This window comes from Synechococcus sp. CBW1006 (genome assembly GCF_015840525.1).
GTDB lineage: Bacteria > Cyanobacteriota > Cyanobacteriia > PCC-6307 > Cyanobiaceae > CBW1002.
On record NZ_CP060396.1, the window covers coordinates 3,579,498 to 3,605,769 of the forward strand.

Annotated in this window: 22 protein-coding genes and 1 tRNA gene; 9 read left to right on the top strand and 14 right to left on the bottom strand. The window is 64.5% G+C overall.

Annotated features, from left to right (window positions below):
• Positions 1-134: 134 nt before the first annotated feature.
• Both H8F26_RS17695 and H8F26_RS17700 read right to left on the bottom strand, forming a co-directional pair.
• Positions 135-1,370, bottom strand: coding sequence for an IS256 family transposase (locus H8F26_RS17695; protein WP_197154771.1), 1,236 nt, complete (start codon positions 1,368-1,370; stop codon positions 135-137).
• A gap of 94 nt (positions 1,371-1,464) precedes the next feature.
• Positions 1,465-2,979: a cobaltochelatase subunit CobN gene (locus H8F26_RS17700; RefSeq protein WP_231605333.1), complete on the bottom strand. Its 1,515-nt coding sequence runs from the start codon at positions 2,977-2,979 to the stop codon at positions 1,465-1,467.
• Between the two features lie 156 nt (positions 2,980-3,135).
• Here H8F26_RS17700 and H8F26_RS17705 point away from each other — a divergent pair, with 156 nt between their 5' ends.
• Complete coding sequence (locus tag H8F26_RS17705; protein WP_197156169.1) at positions 3,136-3,813, top strand: serine/threonine protein kinase; 678 nt, start codon at positions 3,136-3,138, stop codon at positions 3,811-3,813.
• A gap of 14 nt (positions 3,814-3,827) precedes the next feature.
• Here H8F26_RS17705 and H8F26_RS17710 read toward each other — a convergent pair whose 3' ends face one another.
• Together H8F26_RS17710 and H8F26_RS17715 are read right to left on the bottom strand one after the other, a co-directional pair.
• Positions 3,828-4,811 carry an SDR family NAD(P)-dependent oxidoreductase gene (locus H8F26_RS17710; protein WP_231605334.1) on the bottom strand — a complete coding sequence of 328 codons (984 nt, stop codon included), beginning with the start codon at positions 4,809-4,811 and terminating at the stop codon, positions 3,828-3,830.
• Between the two features lie 58 nt (positions 4,812-4,869).
• Positions 4,870-5,021: transfer RNA gene (locus H8F26_RS17715), tRNA-Leu, on the bottom strand.
• A 172-nt stretch (positions 5,022-5,193) separates the two neighbouring features.
• Between H8F26_RS17715 and H8F26_RS17720 the strand changes: the two genes are divergently transcribed.
• The 3 genes from H8F26_RS17720 (at position 5,194) to H8F26_RS19955 (ending at position 6,758) form a co-directional block, all read left to right on the top strand.
• Complete coding sequence (locus H8F26_RS17720; protein WP_197156173.1) at positions 5,194-5,433, top strand: hypothetical protein; 240 nt, start codon at positions 5,194-5,196, stop codon at positions 5,431-5,433.
• Between the two features lie 194 nt (positions 5,434-5,627).
• Complete coding sequence (locus tag H8F26_RS17725) at positions 5,628-6,377, top strand: hypothetical protein (protein ID WP_197156175.1); 750 nt, start codon at positions 5,628-5,630, stop codon at positions 6,375-6,377.
• 252 nt (positions 6,378-6,629) lie between these two features.
• On the top strand, positions 6,630-6,758 hold the full coding sequence (locus tag H8F26_RS19955; RefSeq protein ID WP_255518578.1) for a hypothetical protein: 129 nt from the start codon (positions 6,630-6,632) through the stop codon (positions 6,756-6,758).
• Between the two features lie 50 nt (positions 6,759-6,808).
• Here the strand turns inward: H8F26_RS19955 and H8F26_RS17730 are convergent, their stop codons facing one another.
• Positions 6,809-7,132, bottom strand: coding sequence for a hypothetical protein (locus H8F26_RS17730; protein WP_197156177.1), 324 nt, complete (start codon positions 7,130-7,132; stop codon positions 6,809-6,811).
• A gap of 115 nt (positions 7,133-7,247) precedes the next feature.
• Positions 7,248-7,817 (bottom strand): LysR family transcriptional regulator, encoded by a 570-nt coding sequence (locus H8F26_RS17735; RefSeq protein ID WP_197156178.1) that lies wholly within the window; start codon positions 7,815-7,817, stop codon positions 7,248-7,250.
• A gap of 364 nt (positions 7,818-8,181) precedes the next feature.
• Between H8F26_RS17735 and H8F26_RS17740 the strand changes: the two genes are divergently transcribed.
• From H8F26_RS17740 to H8F26_RS17750, 3 genes are all read left to right on the top strand, one after another.
• Positions 8,182-9,249: a C-type lectin domain-containing protein gene (locus H8F26_RS17740; protein ID WP_197156180.1), complete on the top strand. Its 1,068-nt coding sequence runs from the start codon at positions 8,182-8,184 to the stop codon at positions 9,247-9,249.
• Positions 9,189-9,710 (top strand): hypothetical protein, encoded by a 522-nt coding sequence (locus H8F26_RS17745; protein WP_197156182.1) that lies wholly within the window; start codon positions 9,189-9,191, stop codon positions 9,708-9,710. The genes H8F26_RS17740 and H8F26_RS17745 overlap by 61 nt, the downstream gene beginning before the upstream one ends.
• A gap of 138 nt (positions 9,711-9,848) precedes the next feature.
• The gene (locus H8F26_RS17750; RefSeq protein ID WP_197156184.1) at positions 9,849-11,912 is read left to right on the top strand and encodes an ATP-binding protein; all 2,064 of its coding nucleotides are present in this window, start codon (positions 9,849-9,851) and stop codon (positions 11,910-11,912) included.
• On the opposite strand, the gene H8F26_RS17755 is transcribed toward H8F26_RS17750, so the two are convergent.
• From H8F26_RS17755 to H8F26_RS17785, 7 genes are all read right to left on the bottom strand, one after another.
• Entirely contained in the window at positions 11,884-16,572 is a 4,689-nt protein-coding gene (locus H8F26_RS17755) for a tetratricopeptide repeat protein (RefSeq protein WP_197156186.1), read from the bottom strand. The two genes, H8F26_RS17750 and H8F26_RS17755, sit on opposite strands and share 29 nt — an antisense overlap.
• A 90-nt stretch (positions 16,573-16,662) precedes the next feature.
• Positions 16,663-16,848, bottom strand: a complete 186-nt coding sequence (locus H8F26_RS17760) for an RES family NAD+ phosphorylase (protein WP_197156188.1) — start codon at positions 16,846-16,848, stop codon at positions 16,663-16,665.
• Between the two features lie 64 nt (positions 16,849-16,912).
• Positions 16,913-18,616 carry a hypothetical protein gene (locus tag H8F26_RS17765; RefSeq protein WP_197156190.1) on the bottom strand — a complete coding sequence of 568 codons (1,704 nt, stop codon included), beginning with the start codon at positions 18,614-18,616 and terminating at the stop codon, positions 16,913-16,915.
• Positions 18,613-20,019, bottom strand: coding sequence for a hypothetical protein (locus tag H8F26_RS17770; protein WP_197156192.1), 1,407 nt, complete (start codon positions 20,017-20,019; stop codon positions 18,613-18,615). Before H8F26_RS17770 ends, H8F26_RS17765 begins: the two co-directional genes overlap by 4 nt.
• A gap of 23 nt (positions 20,020-20,042) precedes the next feature.
• Positions 20,043-20,486, bottom strand: a complete 444-nt coding sequence (locus H8F26_RS17775) for a hypothetical protein (protein ID WP_197156194.1) — start codon at positions 20,484-20,486, stop codon at positions 20,043-20,045.
• Positions 20,487-20,489: 3 nt separating this feature from the next.
• On the bottom strand, positions 20,490-21,794 hold the full coding sequence (locus H8F26_RS17780; RefSeq protein ID WP_197156196.1) for a hypothetical protein: 1,305 nt from the start codon (positions 21,792-21,794) through the stop codon (positions 20,490-20,492).
• A 9-nt stretch (positions 21,795-21,803) separates the two neighbouring features.
• Positions 21,804-22,163 (bottom strand): hypothetical protein, encoded by a 360-nt coding sequence (locus tag H8F26_RS17785; RefSeq protein WP_197156197.1) that lies wholly within the window; start codon positions 22,161-22,163, stop codon positions 21,804-21,806.
• Positions 22,164-22,300: 137 nt separating this feature from the next.
• Here H8F26_RS17785 and H8F26_RS17790 point away from each other — a divergent pair, with 137 nt between their 5' ends.
• Positions 22,301-23,368, top strand: a complete 1,068-nt coding sequence (locus H8F26_RS17790; protein WP_197156199.1) for a hypothetical protein — start codon at positions 22,301-22,303, stop codon at positions 23,366-23,368.
• Between the two features lie 909 nt (positions 23,369-24,277).
• Here H8F26_RS17790 and H8F26_RS17795 read toward each other — a convergent pair.
• The gene (locus H8F26_RS17795; RefSeq protein ID WP_231605336.1) at positions 24,278-25,138 is read right to left on the bottom strand and encodes a M28 family peptidase; all 861 of its coding nucleotides are present in this window, start codon (positions 25,136-25,138) and stop codon (positions 24,278-24,280) included.
• A 306-nt stretch (positions 25,139-25,444) separates the two neighbouring features.
• Between H8F26_RS17795 and H8F26_RS17800 the strand changes: the two genes are divergently transcribed.
• On the top strand, positions 25,445-25,915 hold the full coding sequence (locus H8F26_RS17800) for a hypothetical protein (RefSeq protein WP_197156203.1): 471 nt from the start codon (positions 25,445-25,447) through the stop codon (positions 25,913-25,915).
• Positions 25,916-26,272: the final 357 nt, after the last annotated feature.

Below are 26,272 nucleotides of genomic sequence, written 5' to 3' on the forward strand. Positions count from 1 at the left end.
GTCTGGATTGCCGATCGGTTGTGGGCTACACCTGCAATCTTGGTCGTGACGTCTGCGGTGCCGGCCCCCGGGCGGTGATCGCCGCCGCTGCGCCCTGTGGGGGCGCTACGGCGCGATCTCCTGGGGCCTGAGGCTCAGGCCGCTGCTTCTTGCAAGGAAGGCTGCGTGGGCAGCTCCGCCAGTGAGGGGATGGCGGCCATGCTCTCGGCGGAGAACATGCGCCGGCCCTCCAGCTGCCAGTGCTCGTCCTGCTCCAGCAGCACAGCCCCCACCAAGCGGGTGATCGAGGCGTCATTCGGGAAGATGCCAACCACCCGAGTGCGGCGTTTGATCTCCTCATTGAGGCGCTCGAGCAGGTTGGTGCTCCAAGTCTTTTTCCAGTGTTGAGGCGGGAAGTGACGGAAGGCGAGCACGTCTTCCCGGGCGTGCAGCATGAGCTCAGCAGCCTTGGGGAAGCGATCCACCAGTGAGCTGGCCAGATCGTCCCAGCGGGCCTCGATTTCGTCCGTTTTCTCCTGGGCGAACACCGAGCGCAAGGCAGCGGTGACCATGCCTTGGTGGGCCTTGGGCACCCGTTGGAGCAGGTTTCTGGCGAAATGGACCCTGCAGCGCTGCCAGCAGCTGCCCTGCAGCATCCGCCGGATCGCCTTGGTGAGGCCCACGTGCGCGTCGCTGATCACGAGCTTGACCCCAGTGAGGCCGCGCTCCTTGAGCGAGCCAATGAACTCGCTCCAGAAGCTCTCGGTTTCGCTGTCGCCCACCTTGATGCCGAGCAGCTCGCGGCGACCATCGGCATTGACGCCCATGGCCACCACCACAGCCCTGGAGCAGACCTGCATCGCCTTGCCGAGACGCCCGTGGAGATAGGTGGCATCGAGGTACAGGTAGGCGTAGCCGGTGGCCTCAAGGGGGCGGTTCAGGAAGGCCTGCACCTGGATGTCGATGTCAGCGCAGATGCGGCTCACCTGAGATTTGGAGATGCCGCTCTGGACTCCCAGGGCGGCCACCAGGGCGTCGACCTTGCGCGTTGAGATGCCGCCGACATAGGCCTCCATCACCACGCCGTAGAGGGCCTGGTCCACACGGCGGCGCGGCTCCAGGATCGAGGGCAGGTGGCTGCCGGAGCGCAGTTTGGGGATGCGGAGATCGATGTCCCCCACCTGGGTGGCCAGGGTGCGCGGCCGGTAGCCGTTGCGGTAGCCGAGCCGCTCCTCGCTGCGCTCATGGCGCTCTGCGCCGAGCACGGCAGCGACCTCCAGCTCGATCAGCTGCTGCAGGCCGTGGCGCACCAGCTCGGGGATCAGCTCACCGGCGCTGCTGCCATCCAGTAGCGGCGCCAGCTCAATTGCGGCACGATTGGACGTGGGCATGGTTCGTCTGGTTGAGGTAGTGCTCAAACCAGGGTCACGGGCCTGCCCACCCCTTGCAACGCTGGCCGCTGAGCGGAACGTCTGAGGTGCGCGCTCAACCCCGGCTACGCCGGGGTTGAGGTCCCCAGGGATTTACACCAACACAGGGGACGCAAGCCGGCAGGGGGCCCACGTCGTAGCCCTCAGCCGCCAGCGCCTTCAGCACGGCCATCAGGGAGTCGGGGACATTCAGCAGAGCGGCGGTGCCGGTGGCGCCATAGCCAGGCGGGAAGCCGTAGAGAACGATCGCCAGTCGACGTTCGGCGGCGAGTTTGCGACGCAGGGCGATCCAGGCCTTGAGGCGCCCGGTGAGTCGCCGCAGCCGTTCGGGAATCAGATAGATGCGATCGCCCACCAGTCCCCCCAGAGGCACGGGGTCAATGGCGCCGTCCAATTCGGGCAGGGCGAACAGCACCACGCTCTGCAGCCCGCCGATCCCCTGGCGGGTCCAGGAATGCAGGTCCTGAATCAGCAGCGGTGCAGAGACCAGATAGGGAACGTTCTTGGCCCGCAGGATGCGCTGCGCCACCTCCTCGCGGCGGCCTGCCTCCATCGAACCGGCCGGGCCGCCCACCAGGGGAAAGCCGATCGTGGAGACGATGGCGTCCACAGCCACGGCATCCCGTCGGGCACCACTGGCCGGAGCCTCGGAGGTCTGCTCGGAGGTCTGCTCGGCAACCTGAGCGGTGGCCAGTTCGGTGGCGCTGGTCATCCAGTCGCGGACGGCCATGTGCCCTTCCACGCCATTGATGAACACCGGCAGCGGCACCAGTTCGGCGGCCTCGAAGGCGCGGATCAGCTGGGGAAGGTAGGGCTGGGCCGTGATCACATGCTTGCGGTAGAGCAGGAGCCCCACCACCGGCCAGTTGCCATGCCCGGCTGCGCTCTGGGGCCGCGTTTGGTGGAACCAGGCCAGGTACTCCCGTGGTGAGAGGAAGAAGCCGTCGTGATCGGGATGGACCAGACCGAGATTCGGCGATTCCCTTGGCGGCGGGATCGCCCCAGGCCTGAGGCCGAGGCCATGGCGAGCCAGATAGAGGAACAGGGCCGCCACGTTCTCGCTGCCGCCGGCGTTCCAGTAGCCGTAGAGGATCAGCCAGTGGCGCAGGTCCTGGGCTTTGCGGAAGGGCAGGAAGCGCAGCAGCTTCGGCCCCACCTTGAGGAAGCCGATGTAGCCAGCCAGCTTGTCCTCCTCCCGTCCGCTGCCGAATTTGGCCAGCAGGGCCTGGATCGGCCGCGGCATACCGGCACTGCTGCCTCCGATCGTGAACCGCCCGAACCGGGTGAGCTCCATCAGCTCGATCGCTGACTCGAACACCAGCCGGATCGGAACCGTCACCGCGTGCTGGCGCAGCCACTCCACCTGATCGAAATCGAAGATCAGGCTGGCGAAGAAGGCATCGGCACCCTCCAGTGCGGCTGCCACATCAGCCGGGCGATCGCTGAGGTCACGGTCGCTGAACACGGCGATCGAGAGCTCGGGGCACTGGGCCATCGCCTGTTCAGCCGCCTGGCGGTAGAGACCGGCGTTAAAGGCCTCGAAGCCGGCCAGCAGCACGATCCTTTTCATGGCAGCCCCCCGCATCGCCATGACTTGATTCTGCTGCGGACCTGATCAGTCCGTTGGCTCAAGTGGTGACCGGGCCGCAACCTCTGCTTGATGAATCGATAATGGTTCAGTCAATGCCTCCAGCTCGAGAAGCGACCTCGCTCTTCAGGCCCATCAGTGAACGAACGCACGGCCGACCACCGCTTGTCGACACTGCTGGAGCGGGTTGAAGACCAGCTGCGCCCCGGGCTGCTGATTCGAAGCGTCGATCCCCATGACCCCGTCCGCGTGGACAGGATCCCCCAGCCCTGGCGCACGCTTGGTTGCGGCAACTACGCCGCGGTGCTCGTTCACCCTGACCATCCCGAGCAGGTGGTGAAGTTCTACGCACCGGGTCGACCAGGCATTGAGCAGGAGGCGGAGGTGTACCGCCGCATCGGCCACCATGCCGCCTACTCCCAGTGCTTTCACGTGGGCGAGGGCTATCTGGTGCTTCGGCGTCTGCAGGGGATCACCTTGTACGACTGCATCCGCACCGGTAGTCCCATCCCACTGCAGGCGATGCAGGACATTGATGAGGCCATCGCCTATGCCGTCAGCCGCGGACTGCACGGTCACGATGTGCATGGCCGCAATGTGATGGTCCACGAGGGGCGGGGCCTGATCGTGGACATCTCGGACTTCCTCAACCCGGAACCCTGCCGGGCATGGCAGGACCTGCGCTGGGCTTACCACCGTCTGTATCGCCCCCTGATCGCCCCCCTGGGCCTGCAGGCACCAGGACCTGTGCTTGACCTGGTGCGCAGGAGTTACCGCCTCTATCGGCGCCTGAATTCGCAGGGCCGCAGCCACTGAGTGGCCGTTGGGCCTCACGGCACTGATTTGGGGCTTGCGTGCGGAAAACCCTGCTCAGGCGCCATGCCCAGCTGCCGGGCCGAGAGGGTCCAGAGCTCACGGGCCAGGTCGCTTGAGCAGGCCTCGGCACTGGGCTCACTGACCTCAAACCGTCGCCTGCCTGGGCCCAGGACCCGGTTGCTCCAGTATTGGAATCCGCTGGGCTGCGGCGGTGACCCGGTGGCCAGGCCAGCCAGCAGGGCACCAGCTCTCTGGGGCGTTTCGGTGAGCCGCAGCAGGTCGCGGGCCACCAGGGCGAACAGGATCTGGCCGGTCGGGTTATGGCGCTGGCTGTAGCGGAAGAAGCCGCCGTTGCCGCGGGGGATCACCAGCCCCGGGCTCCAGGCGAGCACGGGCAAGGGCGTGCCCTCCTGCCGCAGCTGCCGCTCCACTTCCCGGGCCATCAGCAGGTTGCAGAGCTTGCTGTCCTTGTAAGCCTTTTCGGCATGGAAGGCGCCGCCATCCAGCATTGCGGCACCGGGCCCTTGCCGCAGGCCGGCAAGGTCAGCGAGACCGGCGGGCTGGCCCACCTTGCCGCCGGCCGTGCTGGGGTCGTGCACCTCCGAGGCCGTGACCACCAGTCGCGGCGCGATGCCCTGCAGCAGCAGGGGCAACAGTCGCTGCAGCAGGGCCTGGTGAGCCAGGTGGTTCACTGCGATGGTGAGCTCAAAGCCCTGCACTGACCAGCGGGGCTCAGCCGCACCGCTGTACTGCAGGCCGGCGTTGAGCACCAGCGAGTCGATCGGCCCTGCTGCCGCCAGCAGGGCATCCGCGCAGGCCTCGATGCTGGCCAGATCAGCCAGATCGCAGAGGATGGTCTGGAGCCGGCCGCTGAGCTGGCGGCGCAGGCGATCGGCGGTGGCGGCATCCCGGCAGAGCACGGTGAGGCGGTGGCCGGCCTGCAACAGCTGGGCGACTGCCTGAAAGCCGATGCCGGAGCTGCCACCGGTGAGCAGCACGTGTCTTGACGGGCCACCTGCTGTGCTGGTCACAGTGTGGTCATCACAGCCATCGCGATGGGGGCAGGGGGACTTGAACCCCCACAGTGTCGCCACCTGCGGATTTTAAGTCCGTCATAAAAGCAGCTTTCAAAGGATTTCTCAGCCAAGGGGTGCCTAGTTCGTGCCTAATCGTGGACGCAGCTGGCCCGATTTGAGCATCATCGCCCCAGAGGGCATGTCTTGGCGGTAGGAATCCACTGATGGTGCCCAGCGCAGCTGATCGAGACCCCTGGCACCAGCAGTGGTGGGAACGCCTGGGAGCAGATCGGGAAATCCCGCTACACTTCGTCGCAGATGAGCCTCAGTCATACCGGGTGCGGCTCGACCGGCGACCATGGGTATGTCCATCTCAAGAGCGCCAGCCGAGACCCTCACCACCGCAGGCGAGGAAAGAGCCCTGCAGGAAGGGATGGCTCTGGCAAGGCGGCACAGCGCGGCGGCGGCGCTCGCCAAGGCCAGCAGGGTGAAGGCTCTCACCTCTGCGCTTGAGGCGAATTTCGCCAGGGGCCTGACTGCAGACATCCAGATCTGGAACCTGATTTCTGCCGATCTGGATCGCCTCCGGGAGTTGCCGGCATGACGGCCCTGCAAGGCATGAACCCTCTGCTGGAGTCGGAGAGCGAGCGCTGGAAGCGCCTGGCGGAGATTGCGAATCCGTGCAAGGGGCTGATGGAGCGGCTGCGGATACCGACCATTGGCGTGGGCCTCGATGCCCTGGCCGGCACCGAGTCGCTCCGCCGGATCGCGGAGGCCTGCGCCCCCCGCATCGCCTCCATGGAGATCGGACTGGGGCTCAATGCCATTGCCCCCCTCGGCTCGATTGGCAACCTCGGCGCCGTCGCTGCCCTCGCCGATCTGCACGCTCCGGCCCGCATCCATGCGGTTCCCCGCCTGCCGACACAGATCGTCCTTCGTTTTGAAAGAAGCCGAGAAGCCTTCCGGGACAGACAGCCGCTCAGCCCAATCCCGGAGGCCCCGAGCCATCCAGAGCCGACAGGTTGGCTTGATGACAGCCTCGAGGACGAAGGCGGCCGGAGGGTTCTGGAGCAGCTGAGTCGCTTCGTGCGCTCGGAGGAGATCCCCAGCGATGCCCGGGAGGGGATGAGTTTGCTCATCACCTGGTGGAAACTGAATGAACACCAGATCACCTCGGATCAGAGCCTTGAGTTCAACCGGATCGTGCAGAGTTTCATCGGTGCCCAGCTCGGCCTGACCACATCCTCGGATCGCCACAAGCAATTCAAGAGCGAACTGCTTGTGCCACTGGGCGAGAGTCACCAGAAGCTTCCTGCGGTACAGCTTGACCCGCGCATCTACACGTCTTTTGAGCTTTCCAAGATTCTCAATTACAATGATTCAACCATCCGACGTCAGGCGGAATCTGCCTGGACGAATGGTGGAGGTCTTGGACCATGCCCTTTGAAAATGGGGTCCCATTGGTACGTGGTGGAAGCCGCAGAGGATGGGGGAGGGAAAAATCGCGGCTGGAAGTTTCAGCAACTCAGTGAGCGCCAGGAAGGCTGAGCCGGCTTTCCTATCCGGTGAGCCGAAGGGCCCACGTTGTGGCCGCTGATGGGGTTTTGCCTTGCAATCAAGGAGACAGATCAAAGTAGATAGGCACATTAGAGACATCTTCATGTCTGCACGGAAAATCTAGAACCTGACGATCAGAGCTGAGACCGATGGCTGCTCAGAGTGAGCCAGAAATGAGCGGCCGAGCCGATCAGCACGACCGCCCAGAGCGATCCACCCCCTACCAAGCTGAGCTCTGAACCGATGCCCACCGCCTTGCCGAGCTGCAGCAGCCGTCAACCCCGGCGCTATCACCTGGTGGACCACGACAGCGACTTCGATGTCTACCGGCGCTTACGGCGCGAACCCTTCAGGCACGTTCCGCTCGGCTGAAGCCGTAACGCAGCAGGCGCATGTGACGACACCATTCTCAACCCTCAACGTCACATCACTGCCGACCACAAACCCGGCCAGAAGCCATCACCTGAGCCCGGATCCAGGATCCAGCCGGTCTTCGGGGTCTTCCTCCACACAGCGATCCCGAGACTCAGATCACGGCGGATCACCGTTCCGGGGCCATAGCGGGAGCGGAACTGTTCCTCCGGCCAAGGTCGACTCACCTCCACCTCGATGCGCACCGGAAACCGGATGATTCCATCGCCGCCAAGGGTGGCTGCTGCGAGCGGGTAGCGGTAGGCCACGCAGTCCACACCGCAGTCAACCGCCAGCAGCTTTTGGCTATCCAGGGGGAGGGCTCTGGGACCCATCCAGCGATGACGCAGGGGGCCACCACCGAGCAGGAGCCCAGCACCACAACGCCGGCGGCGATCACAATGCTGATGACGCCCACCGCATCCAGTCCGATCGGATCCAGCCAGCGCCTCACGCCACCAGCTCCGACACCGAGTCACCGCCAAGGCGAGCCTGCAGCAACCGCCGGATCATCGGGTGGCGGCGTGCCTGCACCGCGCTGCAGCCTGCCCCGAGCCGAAGCCCATGGCGCTGACAGCCGTGCCATGCAACGCCCAGCGGATCCGCGGCGTTCACCACCACCCCATCAAGCAGCTCGCGGCGCAGCAACATCGGCCAGCGCTGCACAGGCACCCGATCCAGCGCCACCCACTCGATCCCCGCCAGAGCGGCCAGGTGCTGCGCCTCTGCGCGGCAGCCCCCCAGCCGCAACACCCCCGCATCCCAGCGATGGCGATTCACCCCCTTGCGCAGCAGCCGCAGGCAGATCGAGTCGCCATAGCGATCACCTATGGCACCCCCATCTCGGCGACCCAGCCCCAGCTCCGCCGCCAGCCGCCGGCAGCGCCGGCTCACGGTGGGTTGCGACAGATGCAGGTGCTGGCCTGCTCCCGTGGTGCTTCCGGTTAGCGACACCAGATCAAGCAACACAAGATCCCGCAGGGCGTTGGGGATGACGTAAGCGGAGGAGGTCTGGCGCATCGGATCACACGGCTGAGGCGCCCAGCTTCTGCGCTCCAGGTCAGTTCGAGCCCAGGATCCATGCGAACAACTACTGCAACCCGTGACCCATGTCCCCAGCATGCCGTCCGTACGGGCAGTGGACACGCTCAACGGACAAGCTGGGCTGCAGAAGCAATCAAAGCAAAGAGACCGCACCAATGCCAGGGCTATGCAAAGAATGCATGAAGCGCCGATCTATGCAGAATCAGCATCAAGAACCAGAGCCAGAAGGGCTCGATTCGGACGCCCGCGGCTTAGCATCGATCTGGTGATAGTCCCAAGGCGGAAATCAGAAATAACTGGCTGGGATTGAATCGAATCAATGATCTTTGTAGCAGTGCCGATGACAAGCGCCGACACGTCCACTGAGCTTCTGACCGATCTTCTGCCCGAATGGCACGAGATGCTGGTGGCGTGGGCGTCCGACGGTCGCCTGACCGCCGCTGCCCAGGAGGCACTCCTGGTGCCAGGGGATGCTCAGGAATTCACGAAACTGGTGAGTCAGTGGTCTGCGGCTGACTTCCATTCCCTACCCTCCATCGGGCTGCTCTCCTCGGCAGACATCCATGGAGCGAAAGCTGCGTATGCCCAAGCCACAGGGCAGATCTATCTCAACGCTGATTGGTTGGTCACGGCGAGCAAGGCGCAGGTGTTTGCCGTGCTCACCGAGGAACTCGGGCATCACCTGGATGGACTTCTGAATGCGGAGGACACTGCTGGCGATGAAGGAGAGATGTTTTCAAGGTTGCTGGCAGGAGAGATTCTTGGCGATGGGCAGAAGGCAGCCCTGAGAACACAGAACGATTCCGGTTCAGCAACGATCAATCTGATAAACGTGCCAGTGGAGAATGCCGCTGTCAGCTTGATCCGCGCCAACAGCCTCTACACAATTGTCCAGGGGCCCACCTGGACGCAGGCAGAAGCGAACGCGGTGGCACTGGGCGGTCATCTCGCAACTGTGGGTGATGCGAATGAAAACCAGTTCCTGCAGGACAACTTCAGCTATCCAGACCCTGCTCCCGGTTCCGTTGGCCTGGAGAGAAACCAGACCCGCCCCAGCCACTGGATCGGAGCCACGGATGCAACGATCGAGGGGACCTGGGTCTGGTCGTCGGGAGAGAGCTTTAATTCTACCAACTGGCTTACAGGACAACCCGATAATTCGACCTTCTTCTCTGGAACCGGCCAGGACTATGCCGTTATGACCTATCTGAGTTCAGACTCGGTATCAACAGACAATGGCAAGTGGGACGATCTAGCGGAATCAGAGCGGAACATTGACGGAATCGCTGAAATCCCCCTGGTCTTCTCCATAGACCTTCCAGTTGCTCCAAAAGAAGGGGCGCAGGGGTGCCTGGCGACCTGCAGCGACCAACCTTCAATGGGCAATTGGTCATTGATGGCAATCTGAATGCCGACACGATCACGGGTAGCTCCTATCGCAACTGGATGATCGGTGGCGGCATCTTCGCCAGTTCCCAGGAGCGTAAAACCAAAGCCGTGGACGTCTTGACCGGCACCCAGGGCGCACTGGATGTCTTTGATCTGCGAACCTCTGACTTCAGCGGTGATGCCTACAGCGGTGTCAATACCGGATCGGCACAGATCAATCATTACACCCAAGGGGAAGACTTCATTGTGTTGTCGGGCCTCCAGGGTTCCTACGACATCGTCGCCCAGACGAAGACATCGGGCCGGGGCTGGAGACGGCAGACAATCACGACTGGCTATCAGATCTTCAGCTCCAAGCAACTGGTGGCGACGATCGCACCGGCGGCAGGAACAACCTTCACAGGGTCGGCAGACACTGATCTCAGTGTGCTGTACGGACAGTCCGGAGACCCAACGGAAACGCTGCTGAATGGTCAGTAGCTGTTTGGTGCCTGAGTCGCCTGGAGTCACCTCCTGCTCCGGTGGATCCATCGCCGGGAATCAACGATCACGGGCGGCTGAAGTGCAAGGTGTTGCCCGGGATGGCCGCAGACCCGCTCACCAGGCAGGCTGGGTGCCATGACCGGTTTCCTGCGCTGCCATTTGCTGATCGGCCCGCCCGGGAGCGGCAAGAGCAGCCTCGCCGCCCTGCTGGCGCCTCTGGTGGGCAGCGCCGACCAGCCGGCCGAGATCCTGGCCACTGACCAGCTGCGCGCGGAGCTCTACGGCGACCCCTCCATTCAGGGCCCCTGGCCGGAACTGGAGGCCCTGCTGCAGGAGCGCCTGCAGGCTGCGGTGGCGGCAGGCCGCAGCGTGATCGTCGATGCCACCCATGCCCGGCGACCCTGGCGCCTCGCCCTCACCCAGGCCCTGGCGCTGCCGCAGCCGGTGGAGTGGATCGGCTGGTGGCTGCAGACGGAACTCCCGGTCTGCCAGGCCTGGAATCGCCAGCGCCCCCAGCCCGTGCCTGAAGCCGTGCTGTGCAGGCTGTACGGGGCACTGCAACAGGAGGGCTTCCAGCCTGATCGGTCCGAGGGTTTTGCGGCTGTACTGGAGCTGGATCCCGGTACGGAATCCGATCCCGAGGCCATGCTGCAACGGAAGCTGGAGGGGCTGGACCGAAGCATCCGGGCGCTCCGCAGCCGCTACAGCAAGCTCGAGTTGCATGGCTACTCGCGGCTGCTGGATCTGGAGCGGCTGCTCTATCTCCTGCAACTGCTCAGCCGCTTCCCGGGGCTCACCGCCAGCGACCATGCCAGCCGCCGCGAGCTCGAAGACATCGCCGGCCCGCTGCCTGAGGGGTCGATGGCCCAGCGGGCTGCCGCCCTGCTGGGGCCGCTGCGGGGCCGCTGCTACGCGGATGTGGATGCGCTGGAGATGGATCTGGCCTGGCTGGAACGCCAGGGATTCCTGCAGGCCCGACCGGTGCGCACGCCGATCATGCCACCACCGCGGCTGGCGGATGGACCCGCCGATCTGGGGGGCTGGCCCCACCTGGCCGACCGGGCGGTGTTCGTGCGGGTGATGGTGCTGCTGCGCCACCTGCTGCAGCAGCCCTTCGATCGCCAGGCCGGGACGCCCTTGGCGCAACATCTGATCAACCAGCTGCAGGGCATCGAGGGGACCTACGCACCACGGGCCGCCGCCAGTCTGCGCAAGGACATCCAGCTGGTGCTGAGCCCCTACGGCTTCCGCCCCCGCAACGACAACGTGCGCCATGGCCATGGCCTGGGCACAGCGCTGCTGCCGGCGGGGCGGCTGCTGGAGCTGCACCACCTGGTGGCCCAGGAGGCCGGCCGGCTGGGGGACCCTTCAGCCCAGGACCTGCTGCAGGAGCTGGAGGAACGGCTGCGCTGGGGAGGGATTCTGCCGGAGGATGCCCTGCCGGTGCGGGTGTTCGCCAACCGCTCGATCGTGCATCCGGAGCTGGTGCGCAGCGATTCGCTGGCGCTGCCCCACCAGGCCGAAAAGCTGGAGGCCGCGATCGAGGCCGATCAGTGGGTGGTGCTGCAGCGCTATGGGGGCAGTGCACGCCATGCGGAGTCGCCGGAGGGGGAGCTGCGGGTGTGGCCGCTGCAGCTGGTGTTTCACAACATCGGCTGGTATCTGGCCTATGAGGAGGATGGAGTCGGCCGGAGCGAGGGCCTGATCCGCTGCGAACGGCTCGACCGGCTGGGCTGGCGCCAGCTGGAGCGCGGCCAGCAACGGCCACCGGAGCGGCCCCCCGAGCGGCGCCGGGAGGCGGTGGCGCGGCTCGCGCGGCTGATGGAGGTGTGCGGCGGGATCTATTTCGGCGACGACCTGCAGGCCCAGCTGGATCTGGCCAGCGACGAGCCGGAGCGAATGGCGCCCTGGCTGGTGACGGTGCGGTTCCACTGCACAGCAGCGGTCTTCGGGTTCCTGCGGGAGGGTCTGCAGCGCTTTCCGCTGTGCCAGATCCGCCTCTCCAGACCCCTGCCGGGCGATGGCTGGACCCCCCACCCCCAGGCGCCCCACTGCCTGGAGCCCAGCGTCGACTCCAGCCATCCCTATCCGGTAGAACTTGATGTGCCGCAGTGGACATCAGAGCGGGATGTGGACTTCCGGCGGTGGCTGGGTGGGTATGGGGAGGGGATTACAGGCTGGCCCGGATCTCGTCCGTGAGTTCGGCGGCCTCCTCCAGGAGGTTGCGATCGTCGTCGTCCGGTTCTGCTTTTGTGCCCAGGCTGCGTTGCAGCTGATCAAGCAGCTCCAGTGCTTCTGTATTGCGCCCGAGCTTGCCAAGCAGCCAAGCCGCTGAAAGGCGTTCGGAATTCGTGAACCAACTGCCTGGCCCTTCGAAGCGAAGGCGGTGATCTAGAGCTTGTTGGGCATAGAGCATGGCCTCCTCATCCTTGTCGGATCTCCAAAGGGTTACGGCAAAGTCGCCCAAGACAGTGCCGATCTCAAAGTCGTCTGGATCCAGTGACTGCTTCTGCGCTGCTATGAGTTCTCGAAAGAGGGATTCTGCTTCCTCCAACTCCCCGGTTTCGCGCAGATCGATCGCCAACTTGTGGATCGAGGTTATGGTACCTGGATCACAATCACCGCTTTGCTGTCGGCACCAGTCCAGCTCACGCCGGCGCAGGGGAATAGCTTCTTGATGGCGTTCTTGGTTGCTCAGAACGGTTGCAAGTTTGAATACTGTACTTATCGTGTCGGGGTGCTCAGGCCCCAGCAGCCGCTCACGGGCCTCCAGGCAGCGCGTGAGCAGATCCTCCGCTTCCGCCTCCTCTCCGGCGCTCAGCAGATCACAGCCAAGGCCATACATTGAGATGAGGGTGCCGGAATCTTCAATGTCGGTCTGCACTTCACACCACGCCAGCTCCACACGCCTGAGTTCAATTGACTCGAAGTAGCAGCCCAATGCACTGAGGGTGCGTGCCAACCCATAGCGACTTGCCATGGTGGTGACATCGTTATCACCAAGAGCCGTGATGCGCCCTGACAGGACTTCCCGGTAGAGTTGTTCAGATTCCTCCAGTTCGTGATTCCGGTAGAGATCTTCTGCTAACCGTTGGATCGAGGTGAGGGTGCCTGGTGCATCACGGCCATCACGCTTGGCTGCCACTTCGAGTTCCTTGCGGCGCAGCGGGATCGATTCGTCGTAGCGCTTCTGATCAGAAAGCAAATCTGCCAGCATGTAGCGGGTGTTGTTGGTGTCGGGGTGCTCAGGCCCCAGCCGCCGCTCACGGGCTTCCAGGCAACGGTTGAAATAGGCCTCCGCCTGGTCGTAGTCGCCCTTGTTGCGGAACAGACCGGCCAGATTGCCGACGGTGGTGAGGGTGTCGGGGTGCTCAGGCCCCAGCAGCCGCTCACTGGCTTCCAGACAACGGTTGTAATACGCCTCCGCCTGGTCGTAGTCGCCCTTGTCGCTGTAAAGCAGCCCCAGATTATTGACAGTGGTAAGGGTGTCGGGGTGCTCAGGCCCCAGCAGTCGCTCACGGGCTTCCAGAGCTCTCTTGTAATACGCCTCCGCCTGGTCGTAGTCGCCCTTGTCGCTGTAAAGCAGCCCCAGATTATTGACAGTGGTAAGGGTGTCGGGGTGCTCAGGCCCCAGCAGTCGCTCACGGGCTTCCAGAGCTCTCTTGTAATACGCCTCCGCTTGGTCGTAGTCGCCCTTGTCCTGGAACAGACCGGCCAGATTGCCGACGGTGGTGAGGGTGGAGGGGTGCTCAGGCCCCAGCAGTCGCTCACTGGCCTCCAGAGCTCTCTTGTACAAAACCTCCGCCTGGTCGTAGTCGCCCTTGTCCTGGAACAGACCGGCCAGATTGCCGATGGTGGTGAGGGTGTCGGGGTGCTCAGGCCCCAGCAGCCGCTCACTGGCCTCCAGAGCTCTCTTGTACAAAACCTCCGCCTGGTCGTAGTTGCCCTTGTTGCTGTAAAGCAGCCCCAGATTGCCGACGGTGGCGAGGGTGTGGGGATGCTCAGGCCCCAGCAGCCGCTCACTGGCCTCCAGAGCTCTCTTGTACAACACCTCCGCCTGGTCGTAGTTGCCCTTGTTGCTGTAAAGCAGCCCCAGATTGCCGACGGTGGTGAGGGTGGAGGGGTGCTCAGGCCCCAGCAGCCGCTCCTGGGCTTCCAGGCAGCGGTTGAAAGACGCTTCCGCCTGGTCGTAGTCGCCCATATTGCGGAACAGACCGGCCAGATTGCCGATGGTGGTGAGGGTGTCGGGGTGCTCAGGCCCCAGCAGTCGCTCACGGGCTTCCAGGCAGCGCTTGTAAAACGCCTCCGCTTGGTCGTAGTCGCCCTTGTCCTGGAACAGACCGGCCAGATTGCCGACGGTGGTGAGGGTGGAGGGGTGCTCAGGCCCCAGCAGCCGCTCACTGGCCTCCAGATCTCTCTTGTACAACACCTCCGCCTGGTCGTAGTCGCCCTTATTGCGGAACAGACCGGCCAGATTGACGATGGTGGTGAGTGTGTGTGGGTGCTCAGGCCCCAGCAGCCGCTCCTGGGCTTCCAGGCAGCGGTTGAAATACGCTTCCGCCTGGTCGTAGTCGCCCTTGTTGCGGAACAGTTCGGCCAGATTGTTGATGGTGATGAGGGTGTCGGGGTGCTCAGGCCCCAGCAGTCGCTCACGGGCTTCCAGGCAGCGGGTGTAAAACGCCTCCGCCTGGTCGTAGTCGCCCTTGGCGCTGTGGGCAATAGCCAGCCAGGCCAGGCTGCTCAGCAGCGATTGTTCATCTCGGCCCTCGGTCGTTTCCTCCAGCTGCAGCGACAGGGTTCTCAACGTCAGCAGCAGCTCCCGGTACAGACCTGCCTCATCAAGTAAATCGGCTAGCCGGTCCACAAACCAGATCAGATTGTCTGCATTGTCTTGTCGTTGGTCGATCTCTTCTGCCACTGCATCAGCAATCAGTTCATCCAGTTCGCCATCTCCCTCGGCCCTGGCGAGGAGCCAGTAGTTGACCACCTCGCGGCTGCCTTGGTCTCCGACTAAGGAGGCCAGGATCCCTGGCACCATCAGCCAGTTCCGCAGATCCTCCAGGCGGTTGGCTTGCTGCAACTGCCAGGGCAGCTCCTCAGAATCACGTGCGTCCCATCCATCCCTGTCCAGATACCAGTCCGCCAGATCGCTATGGGCCTGGCGCCGCAGTTGGTCGGTCGGCAGGTAGCGATCTTCCACGGCAATTCGCAGATAGTCGTGGCCGAATACCAGCCGGCCATTGCTCTGGCTCAGCGCCTCCTGCAATCCGATGGCAATCGGTGCCCAGCCTGCGGGCGGCAGCCCCGTGATCTCCAGGAGCTCCGGTTCACCCAATCCCGCCCGGCTGGCCCACAGGGCCGTGAGCGCCTTGCGCACGGCCTCGCCGTGGCCATCGGCCTCCAGCCGTTCCAGCACCCGCTCAAGCAGGTCATCAATCGTGGCGGCACTCCGGTAGAACTCCAGCTGCTCCGCCAGGGTGTCGAAACGGCCGCAGAGGCGCAGCTCCTCCAGCAGCACCCGCAGAAACAGCGGTGAACCCGTCAGGGCATGGGCCAGCAGTTGCTCCTTGAGGCCAGCCTCCAGCTGGCGGGCAAAGATCTGGAGGTAGCGATCGATCAGGGCCTCCTGCTCGGCTCTCTGCAACGGACCGATCGTGAGGTTGCGGTAGCCCCGCTCCTGCAGGATCGTGCGGGCCGGGCAATCCAAGGCACTGGCCACCACCTGGAGCCCCTCGGGCAGGGTCAGCGGCAACCAGGGCAGGGCCTGCTGGTCGTCGGGCGCCAGGCGATCAAGGCCGTCGAGCACCCAGATCCAGCGGCGCTTGTGCCGCCGGGCCCAGATGCTCAGGCGAGCCAGGGTCTCGCCCACCGCGGCCACCAGCTCCCACCAGTCCTGGGGAACCTTGATGTCTTCCTCAATCAACTGGGCGGCGGTGTCGATCAGCCGTGCCAGCAGGGGGCGCACGGCGTTGGCATCATTCGTACAGCCCAGGTGGTGGCTGTAAATCACATCGCCTGGCTGGCTCTGCTCATGCGCGGCTATCCAGTTGGCGATCAGGGCACTCTTGCCGCTGCCGGAGTCGCCGGTGATCAGAATGCGCTGCTCACCCGCCTTGATCCACTGCTCCAGCTGCTCGATATAGCCCTCGCCGCCCAGATACAGGCCGGTTCGATCCGCCCGGTAGCTGGCATGTCTGGCGGCCTCCAGGGCCAGCGCATCGGGTTGTTCGCCCTCGGGAAACTGCTGATCGATCAGGGCCCACACATCAGCCTCGATGCGCTCGGCAATCGCCTGCGGATCGGCCAGCCCCTCCACCACTGGAAAGCCACTGGCGCGGATGCGCTGCTTGAGGGTCTCCAGCTTCTGGCGTTCCTGCTCACCCTCGCTGCGCCAGCCTTCCTCACCCGCCTCAACCCTGGCCGTGCTGTAAGCCGGATCACGGAAGTAGAAGAAGGCCCGCCCGGCCATGTCCGGGTTGTTGAGCACACCGTGCAGGATCTCCAGCTCCGTCACGCTGGTGCCGCCCTGGTGCTCCCGCAGCCAGCCCTGGCGTTCCAGCAGTTCCGGGCTGTACTGCCCAGGATCCGGAACCCAGCCGTAGCGCTCACCGAGCAGGGCCATGAAATACGGCCGGCAGCGATCGATCTCCGCCAGGCAGATCGGCAGCGTTCTTCCCTGTTCGCTCTGCTCCTGGGTGATGCCCCAGCGCAGGTCCACATCCACCACCTCCACGCCCCGCTCCCTGGCCTTCTGGCGCAGGGCAGGAAACACCTGCTTGGCCAGCAGATCGCGCTCCTCCTGGAAATCAGAGAAGGTGGAGGAGAGAAAGGCGCGAACCTGGGGACGATCCGAGGGCATGCGCAACCGGGACGAAGTGGCCTGAAGCCAGGGTAGGGGGAGTGGCGATTTCAGTGCCCTTGCCTTGGTGCGAACAACAAGCCGCGAGACCTACAACAGCCGATCGTCGTAGTTCCACTGGCGGTGGACACGGATCACAAGCTCAGCGCAGCCAGGATGCCTGGGATTGATCAGCACATTCGACTCCTCCGGAACGATCACCGAGGGCACCGTCGCCAGCAGCGAGGCCCCGCCGCCCAGACACTGGGCGCCCCAGCGCCGCGATGCCGCTCCCACTGCTCCAGTGGGATCTCGATCTCCACCAGCCAGCGGTTCAGCTTGGGTCAGTTGAGCAGAGGCCTCACCCCCCCGGCTTGTACATCCGCTTCAGCTGGTCGGCCACCCAGTCGTTGAGTTCATCCAGCTTTTCGCGGCCCACCGCCTCCAGGGCGCAGCGCAGCCGTTGCAGGCGGTGGGGTTCATCGGCCGCCGTGCGCAGGGCCTGTTCAAAGGCCTTCAGGCCCCGCCGGAACTGGTCGCGGCTGCGGGCGTAGCGGGCATTGGTTTCCTCGTAGCCCAGCAGTTCCCGGTAGGCCAGCACCGCCACGAAACTGGCGATGCAGGCCTCCGTGATCCAGGCCAGAGCCGGCGATGCTTCAGCCATCAGCATCGTGGCCAGCGACAGCACCAGCGCCGCCACAAAACAGCCCAGGGCTGCCCGCAGCAGCAAGCGGTCCTGACGGGCCTGGCGCTCAATTGTGCCGTCCAGCCAGGTCACCTGACCCTCCATCCAGCCCTGCACCCTTTTCGCCACCGGTTCGATCGGCTCAGGCTCCCGGCTGAAGCGCACCAGCAGCTGCACCCGTCGGGCCCGCAACACCGTGCGGATCCAGCCCAGGTCGCGGTGGATCTGGCTGTAGAACAGGTCGGCGGCATCGCGTTCCACCCCCAGTTCAGCCCAGTGGTCCTGCACCGTGAGGCTTTCAGCCAGGCAGCGGTGCACGATGAAGCGGTGCTTGGGGCCCTTCTGGAAACGGGGAAACAACAGCAGGGCCGCCACGATCAGCACCAACCCCACCGACTGCCACGGCTGTTGGGAGAGCAGCAGGCTGATCAGCCAGCCCGCCATCATCAGCACCAGGGCCCAGCGCAGATAGCGCGCCTTGTCGCGGGTGGCGATCGCATCGGCGTAGTGCCACAGGGCCGTGGGGCGCGCGGCCCAGGGAAGGGGCTCGCCGGGCTCCGTGGCCATGCTGCGGTTGATCGTCTCCAGCTGGCGCGGAATCGCCAGCAGATTCTGCAGAGCAAAGGGCTCTGGGGCGCCCTGCTTCGCATTGCGGGGCGCTGTGCATTGCGACTCCAGCCAATAGGTGTGCGGCTGCCGCTTCCCCTCAAACCGGTTCTTGTGGCGTGGCGTGTCGTATTCGATCAGGGCCCCGGGCTCACGGGTGGCGATCACCTCATCCACATTCAGAAACAGCGGATGCACCTCCCCCTTCTGAATCGCCACCGACTGGGCCGTGCCGCCCACTTCCATGGTCTCGAAGCCGTTGTGGAAGGCAAAGAGCAGGTAGCAGTGCCGCACCAGAAACACCCCCTGCCGCCCGTAACAGGCGGGGCTGGGCAGGTCGTCGCCAGGGGCTGCATCGCCCCGCAGTTCATCGCAGTTGGAGGGATCGAGCACCGCATCGCAACGGTCAAGCAGCGCCTCGAATCGCTGCAGCTCATCTGGATCCTGGAAGTCGAGCCGGTAGTTGGCCACCCGTTTGGGCAGGGCCGCCACCAGCTGATGCCCGGGGCCACCGGCTCCCCGCCTGCGTGTTCCCTGGATCACCTCCAGGAACACCTCCGCCGCCTCGCTGTCCATCCCGCTGGCCAGGCCGTTGAGCATCAGCAGCGGAGTGTGGGGCAGCTTCAGCAGCAGCTCCTCCAGGTCCCGGCGGAAGGCATCTCGCAGCCGCGGCAGTTCGGAGGCGATCGGATCCCGGTGGCCCACCACCGCCACCACCAGCGGCACGGGGCTGGGATCCATCAAAACCGCCGCGGGCAGATCGGAAGGGCTCATGGGCTTAACGTCCAGGTCGAGGCGGAAGCCTCCAGCGCATCTTTGGCCAGATCGATCCATTCCGCACCGATGCGATGGATGCTGGCCACAAGCGACGCCCTCAGGTTCGGTTCGCTCAGATCGGCACCCGAGAGGCCGCGCCGCAGTTCGGGCAACTCCGCCTGCAGCGCCCGCAGGTGCCGCACCAGCCGCTCGCGCCGCACCAGCGGCAGGGGCCGATGCAGCCACAGGGCGATCAGGGCCGTTGCCGCCGCCAGGATCGCCTGCTTGATCACCACGGCGTTGGCCACCGCGACCCCCAGGAGCAGCACGCCACACACCAGGGCAGGAACCACCATCAGCCTCTGCTCGCCCAGGCGGTAGCGGATGGTGGCTGCCACCAGGTCGCAGTGCTGCTCCAGCCCCTCGATGGCATCGGCCAGCTCCGCTCGACCCCAGGGCGGCGGAGGGTCCGCCAGGGCAAGGGCCAGGTCATGGGCATGCAGCAGCTGGCGCAGCTGGCCGAGCTGTCCCGAGTCGAGCGGTTGGCGAAGGGGCAGCTGTTCGGCCACCCCATCCGCCAGACCGAACCGGTGCCAGGTGTCCTGCACCCAGAGCGCCTGGGCCAGGCACCACCATCGCTGCGCCCTCTGCCGCAGGGGCTGATACCTGAGCCCAAGGGCGCCCACCGCCAACAGCACCACCCCAGGAATCAAGCGGGTGGTGAGCTGATGCAGCAACGGAGCCAACAGCACCAGCAGCGTCGCCAGGGCCAGGGCTTTGATCAGCAGCCGCCGGTCGCTGCGGCGCAGCAGGGTGCGGCTCCGCTCCAGCGCCCAGGCCACACAGAGCGCGGTGCTCCAGCCCTGCGGCGTGAAGGCAGAGCAGGGCGCCGTATCGGTGAGACGCTGCCGCGCTTCAAGCCAGTCCGTCGCAGACGCGGCGAGCGCCCGTGCTGGAGGTCTGTGGGTCTGATCCGCGCCCAGCGGCGTCGCCCCGGCGTAGCGAGCGTGGCGCACGCCATCGTGATGGCGATGCAGGGTCAGGGCAATGGTGGTGTCCTGCGGCAAGGCACCGTTCAGGCGCTCGTTGCGCAGCCGGTCCACGCTGGCGCCAGTGCCGTCGGGCCCGGGCTCAAAGCCCAGCAGCACCACCACCTGGCTCGCCAGCAGCCAACGGGGCTGATCGACCAGACAGGTGGTGGAATTCACCAGGGTGAGATCGGGCAAACTGGCGACGAGCTCGGCAACGGCGCCGCTGAGCGCATCCGGCGGGGGCAGACCATCGGCGCAGCTGATCCACAGAGCACAGGAACAGCTGGAGCTGGCGGCACCGACCTGCTCGGCGAGTTCGAGGGCCAGATGACGCCAGACTTCCTGCCGGTTCGCCAGCACTTCAGCCTCCCCTGCAGGCGGAAGTACCACCCCTGCCGCCAGGACGAACAAGGTCAGTTGAGGCTGGGGTCACACATCATTCGATAGTGATCCTTCAGGTCATTGAGCAGCTTCGGGTAATAAGTCTGTCCAGTCTGGGCCACATGCTTTCGCCACAGTGAAAACAACAACTGGCGATAGAGCTGCTTCGCGTAGGCCTTGTCGGCCGCCGTACGCCCATTCAGCCTCAGCCAACGCAGAGTTCGCACGTCGTAGGCCTCTGACTCCCCGATCTCAGGGAGCTCCTCTGGCTCCGCATCAGGCCCTGCAGAGGGCTGCCCCTGGGGGGTTGCATCGGACCTGGCCTGCCTTAACCAGGCGGCGAGGTCGACATCCGGCAACAGGCCAAGGTCGTTCTGGTTGTAGTAGGTGGCCGCAGCCACGTCGGCAGCGGAGCTGGTTGCCGCCACCTGGCTCTGCAGCTCGGCTGGACGCGACTCCAGGGGAATCCAGGGCATGGCTCAGTCCTCGCGGTTCAGATTCTCAGTCACGATGCGTTGCTGGTACTCCTCCAGCCGTTTATCACGGAATTCCTTGAGGTCTTCCGTGAAGGAGGCCTTGACCTGAGTGTTGAGGGAGATGAGGTAAAGCATGATCGCGGCCGCCCCTGTCAGGATCACCGAAACGGAAAGGGTGAACAGCGAAAATCCCAGCAGTCCGAACTTGCCGGCGAACAAATTGGCATAGAACTGATTGGTCGCCTGGCCCACGGCCTCCGTGCCGTTCACCCACTCAAACCTGCCGTTCACATTGCGGAAATGTTCACGGAACAGCTCGGGCTCCTCCTGCTCCAGGAAAGCCAATGGTGGCTTCTGGGCAAGGGCTTGGGACTTCCGTTCAATGGATGCCTCCAGGGGTTTGGCTTTTTCAATGTTGAGGGCCCGCAGGACATTGCGCTGACGACAGACTCCAGGGATGGAGCCGACAGAGCCATAGCGTTCAATCAATTGCGGCGGCGATAGTCCTCGGTCAGCCACCGTCACGGCATTGGGTCCATAGGCGCGCACAAACAGGGAGATGTACTGCGTCTCATTCCTGTTGCGATCGAGGCTCTTCATCTGCTGCTCGAGATCGGAGCAGCTCCTGGCGGCTGCCTCGAAATCGGCACCTCCGGTTTGCAGGCGCTTGAGCTCGGTCTTGTCCCTGGCCAGCTTGGTGGCCGCCAGCTCGGCCGCATAGGTGGACGCAATTCCCTTGGCGCCGATCCAGAGGTCCACACCCACGCCTGAAAACAGGGTTTTAGCGGTACAGAGAACAACAAACGCTGCCAGGCTCCACGTGGCTTTCGAGCCATGGCCCTTGCTGCGGTTGGTCGCGTTTTCACCGGAGGTGTTTGACGCGTACAGCAACAGGAATGAAAGCACGATTGCCCCTGGCCCCGAGGCCAAGCCAAGCGGGCCCGACAGGCTGAACTGAAACAGTGGAATGGTGGTGAAGAAGTCCCAGAGGCTGGAGATGGACATCAGCTTTGCCACCGAGCCAAGCGAGGCATCCAGCTCGTGGGTCGCGAAGGCTGTCCCTCTCATGTTTTGGGCAGGGACCCAGACAATTTCCTTCAAGCCGCGGAACCAACTCTTTTTGTTGGCACCGATCTCCAGCTTGTCGTTGACCGTGATGCGCTCTTGAGCAGTCTGTTCGCCGGGTTTGTACTCGCACAGAGCACCATCAGCCCTGGCCCGCAGGTGCTCCAGCTCCGGCTGCTGCTCCAACCAGTTGAACAGGGCCTCGATGTCGATCTTGCCCGCTTTTCCCTGGCTCGGTGTCATACCCATGGCTCAATCATCCGAGAGGTCAACGCCTTCCAGAAAATCGATCGCCAGTTTGAGGCGATGCAGGTCGATCGCCCAGCCGGGAATCGATTCGGCCTTCCCATCTTCAATCAGCTTGTCGATGCAATCATCATGGAAGCCAACCAGCTTGTTAATGATCTTCACGGCCAGCTCTCGGTCCTGGTAAGGATTGAGTTCACTGCGCGATTCGATCAACCTGTAGACATCGCGTGCATTGTCGAGCTGGGCGCGGGTGAGCAGCTCGGATACGTTGCTTGGCATGGTGTCAGCAGCGTTATAGCCACGCAACTCGGGGTGAGGCGGTGGTGTTGACAGGCCGTCATTCCCTTGCTCGTCGGCGGCCATCCATGCGTCGTCGTATCGGCGGATCCTAGGGGAAACAGCACATCCCAACAACGATCCGTAGCACCTCGCTGCCGTGATCCAGCCGCGAACCATGCGGTTTCCACATACTGTTCCAGCCAGGCTCGCCGCCATCCCCCGTGCTGCTCAACGCCTTCGACGTCGACCCGGGTGCAGCCGAGCGCAACCTGGAGCTGCGGGCCGGTGAGCTGTTCGCCCTTGGCCTGCAGGCTGATCTGCTGGTGGTGTCGGCCTATGCGGGCAACTACGACCCCGTGCCCGGAACGCTGGTGGCCCGGCTCCAGGAGACCTGTGGGCTGAAGCTGGGCACGCTGCCCCGGGCCCTCGATCTGACCGGGGGACCCGTAGGCGCCTGGGTGAGTCCGCCCCTGGCGGAGCAGCTGCCAGACGACCGGTGGCCCCGGAACTCCCGCACCCGCTTCGGGCGGATCGCCGTGGTGGAGAGCCCGGCCACGGCCCCTGACCCGGCCGCCTCGGCACCGCCCAACGCCTGGCCTGCCTTCCAGCAGCTGTTCTGCCTGCTGGCGCTGCTTCCTCTCCATGGGATCGATTGCCCCAGCGTGGCCACGCCGCTGCTCAGCGCCGGCAACCAGGGGGTGCAGCCAGAGCGGCTCTTTCCCGCCCTGCTTGAACGTTGCCGTGATGGCTTCCGCCACGTTCCCGACCTGGAGCGGCTGGTGCTGTTCGACCGCCAGCGGGCGCCTCTCGAACAGCTGGCCACCCGGATTGACGAGGAGCTGCAGCGCAATCCCAGCGAGCGCCAGCTGCTGGACCTGGCGGGCCGGGGTCTGGCGCCGCACGAGCTTCTCGCCGCACTCCAGAGCTTCAGCCGCCGGCACCCTGAGCTGGATGTGGAAGGGGACGTGGCCGAGCTGGTGCATCAGCTCGGCGGACTGCAGACCACGGCAGTGGCTCTGGGACTGCATGGCCGTCGCCTGGTGGAACGGCTGGTGCGCCAACGGCTTGGCTGGCGTCGCGGCACCCTCTACCAGGGGCTGCAGGTGCTGACGCGGGAGCAGGTCAACCCGTGGATCCTCAGCTGTCTGCATCAGGTGCGCGTCTTCGGCAACTGGATGGGCCACCCCAGTCGCAGCGGAGCCCGCCGCGCCGTCACCCCCATCGATGTGACCGCCATGTTGGCGGCGCTGCAGCGTGTGCTGGAGGACTATCCATGGGGACGTGCCTGATCGGGATTCGCACCACGCGTTGATCGCAACGTTGATCGCACGTGATCAGTCCCCGAAGAGCCTGACTGGCGGGAAGGTGATGCTCACCGCCGCCGATTCCATGGTTTCACTCCTCACGCCCGCCCTCCTGCCCCAGGACCGATTGGGCAGTAGTGCGCGAGGCGATTCGCGCAGACGTCGCGCAGAAGTGCCCGTCGCTCTCCAAGGGGCTGTTTTAGGGCTCGCCTGATGGGCGTTCGCCCTTTGCTGGACACCGTGAATCAGCACTGATCCCGGCGGGTTCCTTCACGGTCAGATCTTGTTGTCTGCGCTGGGGTTCACAACTCTGTACTTCCATCACACCACAACAACTCCATGTTTTCCTTGAAGCGGATAAAGACTGGCAAGATCGATAGCCGGAGTCGGCGGGGGCAGGGCCGCACCCTGGCCCAACGGAATGGGACGAGAAAGGCCAGGCGCACCAGACAGACCCGGAAGCGTCGCTAGGCCCGGATCGTCACCTCCAGAAGCTCACACAACCCTCTCATGATGACCGAAAAACTGCTCACAGTTCTGGTGGCTCTTCTGCCAGCCATCGCCTTGGCTCAGCAGCCTGTGCGACCCCTGCCACGACAGGGCAACTGCCCATCGAATTACATCAGCTCCGGGGCCTACTGCACTCCAGGCCCCAATGCCCGTGGCGCGATCGAGCGCGTCGGAACCTGTCCCTCTGGGTTCATCACTTCCGGCCCGTATTGCCTGGCGACCCAGAATGCCCGCGAAGCCATCCACAAGACAGGCTCCGGCTGCCCGAATGGATGGATCACGTCCGGCCAATACTGTTTAAGGGTGAGGTAAGCCTGCCAGGCATTCCGCCTCTTGAATCATCAGGCAAGCGGATCCCACGTACCACCACCCGGCCGCAGCGATCTACAGCTCCCGCAGCGCCGCATCCAGGCCATCGGTGACGGCTGCAAGAAATGGCAGGTCGAGCGTATCGATCGTGTCGCTGGGCTGGTGGTAGTGGGGATTGCGCAAGAAGGAGGTATCGGTCACCATCACGGCGTTGTAGCCCGCATCCCAGAAGGGGCTGTGGTCACTCAGCCGCACATCCGGCAGCAGACGCCCGTGGAAGGGCACCGGCAGCACCCTGGTCCTGACGTGCGCGCCCATCCCACTGGCCAGACCAGGCAGCAGAGAGGTGGCGGCGATGTTCGCCACCAGGGCGATGAAGTCGCCCCGATCGCCGTAGAGCCTCCGCATCGGCGCCAGCGGATAGCTCTGGCGTGCGGCGGTGTAACCGAGCATCTCCAGGCTGAGCATCAGCTGCAGCGGCTGGCCGCTGGCCTTGAGCTGCCGGGCCAGGGCCCTGCTGCCGAGCATGCCCCACTCCTCCTGATCAAAGGCGACGATCCACACCGGCCGCCGGGGCGGGATCGCTGCCCAGCGACCGGCCAGTTCCAGCAGAGCCGCCAGTCCGGAGGCGTTGTCGTCAGCACCGGGAGAGCTGATCGGACCGTCGTAGTGGGCGGCCACCAGCAACGGCGCCAGCTGTGCCTCCTGACCCGGCAGGCGCAGGATCACATTGATCCCCTCACCGGCACCCTCCTCGAAGGATTGCTGCTCGACCGCACCCAGGCGGTTGAATTGCTCGAGCAGATAGCTGCGTACCGCCATCAGGCCGAGGGGATCCCAGTGGAGATGGCGGGGCCGCACCAGCTGCTCCAGATGGATCCGCAATCGCTGCTGCAGGCCTTTGCGGCGGGATGGGTCAGGACTGATCCTGGACAACGGTGAATGCATCAAGTGGCTGAGTCCTCCAGCGGGTCTGCGTTGTTGCTCAGGTTGCATGGATTGCCTGGCTTCTCGTGGATCTTTCACGCGAACAACGCCGTTGCTGCCCTGTTCCGGGAGAGGGGCGATCAGCAGCTGCAAGCCTGGGCTGTTCACCCATGAAGGAGGTGATTGCCAGAGCGGAGCGGGAAGTGGCTACGCCTGAGAAGCCTTGCACCGCAGTGGCTCGTTGTTGATCGCATGGGAAGTCATCCCTGCACTGTTGATTGGGGTGATTCTGATCACATCCCCGCTGAATCACACATGAGCTCCCCCGCCGACCATCCGCAGAACCCCTCCTCGGATGAGCACCGCAGCCGCAGCGGTCGCTACCGCTACTGCGGCGGCAAGGCCATCGATCCCAACGAAGGCGTGCACCCCGAAATGGTCGAAGCCGAGCAGCCCCAGCCCATTGCTTCCGAGATCCCCAACAGCCCCCAGGAACTGATCGCCATGCAGCAGAACAAGCCCGAGCGCCCCGAAAAGCCTGAGCGCCAGCAGAGCGCCAAGGTGAAGGAGGTGCTGGATCTGATCGAGAAGCTCGACACCGATGCCGCCGAAGACCAGCAGATCGCCCTGACCATCGTGCGCCATCTGGAGAGCTTCCACGACGATGTGGTGAAGGAGATGCAGGACGACACCGACGCCAAGCACTCCCAGATCGTCGCCTGGTCGATCGATGCCGACCGGCTGATGCGCAGCCGGCTGCTGCTCGAATCCATCGACCTGGATTGAACCTCCACCCCGAATCCAGCCTGTCCCTCCCCCTCCGTCTGTCGTTTTCAGTCCTGTCCTCCGTTCATTGATCTCTGCTCATTGACCTGATGTCCTCCTCTCTCTGTAGCTGCCAGTTCACCCTCACCCAGCTGGCCCTGTTCAGCCGCAGGTGCTCGGTGCAGGGCGAGCTCGCAGGGGCGAAGCAGCGGTGGGGGTTGAGTCCGTGCCGGTTGAACCAGGTCTGCTCTGGCCGATTTCCGTTCAGGAATCCCTTGGCCCAGCTCATCACTCCCTCGGGGTTCAAGGATTGACCACCTTGCCCAGCGGGAACGGACTCAGGTTGTTGACCGGCAATCCCCTGGAGGATTGGCGCTG

Excerpts from the sequence above, each read along its gene's own strand:
- H8F26_RS17700 (WP_231605333.1), bottom strand. The coding sequence starts at position 2,979 with ATGAAAAGGATCGTGCTGCTGGCCGGCTTCGAGGCCTTTAACGCCGGT.
- H8F26_RS17785 (WP_197156197.1), bottom strand. The coding sequence starts at position 22,163 with ATGGCCGCCGACGAGCAAGGGAATGACGGCCTGTCAACACCACCGCCT.
- H8F26_RS17750 (WP_197156184.1), top strand. The coding sequence starts at position 9,849 with ATGACCGGTTTCCTGCGCTGCCATTTGCTGATCGGCCCGCCCGGGAGC.
- H8F26_RS17765 (WP_197156190.1), bottom strand. The coding sequence starts at position 18,616 with ATGAGCCCTTCCGATCTGCCCGCGGCGGTTTTGATGGATCCCAGCCCC.
- H8F26_RS17735 (WP_197156178.1), bottom strand. The coding sequence starts at position 7,817 with ATGCGCCAGACCTCCTCCGCTTACGTCATCCCCAACGCCCTGCGGGAT.
- H8F26_RS17730 (WP_197156177.1), bottom strand. The coding sequence starts at position 7,132 with ATGGGTCCCAGAGCCCTCCCCCTGGATAGCCAAAAGCTGCTGGCGGTT.
- H8F26_RS17780 (WP_197156196.1), bottom strand. The coding sequence starts at position 21,794 with ATGACACCGAGCCAGGGAAAAGCGGGCAAGATCGACATCGAGGCCCTG.
- H8F26_RS17695 (WP_197154771.1), bottom strand. The coding sequence starts at position 1,370 with ATGCCCACGTCCAATCGTGCCGCAATTGAGCTGGCGCCGCTACTGGAT.
- H8F26_RS19955 (WP_255518578.1), top strand. The coding sequence starts at position 6,630 with ATGCCCACCGCCTTGCCGAGCTGCAGCAGCCGTCAACCCCGGCGCTAT.
- H8F26_RS17740 (WP_197156180.1), top strand. The coding sequence starts at position 8,182 with ATGACAAGCGCCGACACGTCCACTGAGCTTCTGACCGATCTTCTGCCC.
- H8F26_RS17725 (WP_197156175.1), top strand. The coding sequence starts at position 5,628 with ATGGAGATCGGACTGGGGCTCAATGCCATTGCCCCCCTCGGCTCGATT.
- H8F26_RS17755 (WP_197156186.1), bottom strand. The coding sequence starts at position 16,572 with ATGCCCTCGGATCGTCCCCAGGTTCGCGCCTTTCTCTCCTCCACCTTC.
- H8F26_RS17720 (WP_197156173.1), top strand. The coding sequence starts at position 5,194 with ATGTCCATCTCAAGAGCGCCAGCCGAGACCCTCACCACCGCAGGCGAG.
- H8F26_RS17800 (WP_197156203.1), top strand. The coding sequence starts at position 25,445 with ATGAGCTCCCCCGCCGACCATCCGCAGAACCCCTCCTCGGATGAGCAC.
- H8F26_RS17775 (WP_197156194.1), bottom strand. The coding sequence starts at position 20,486 with ATGCCCTGGATTCCCCTGGAGTCGCGTCCAGCCGAGCTGCAGAGCCAG.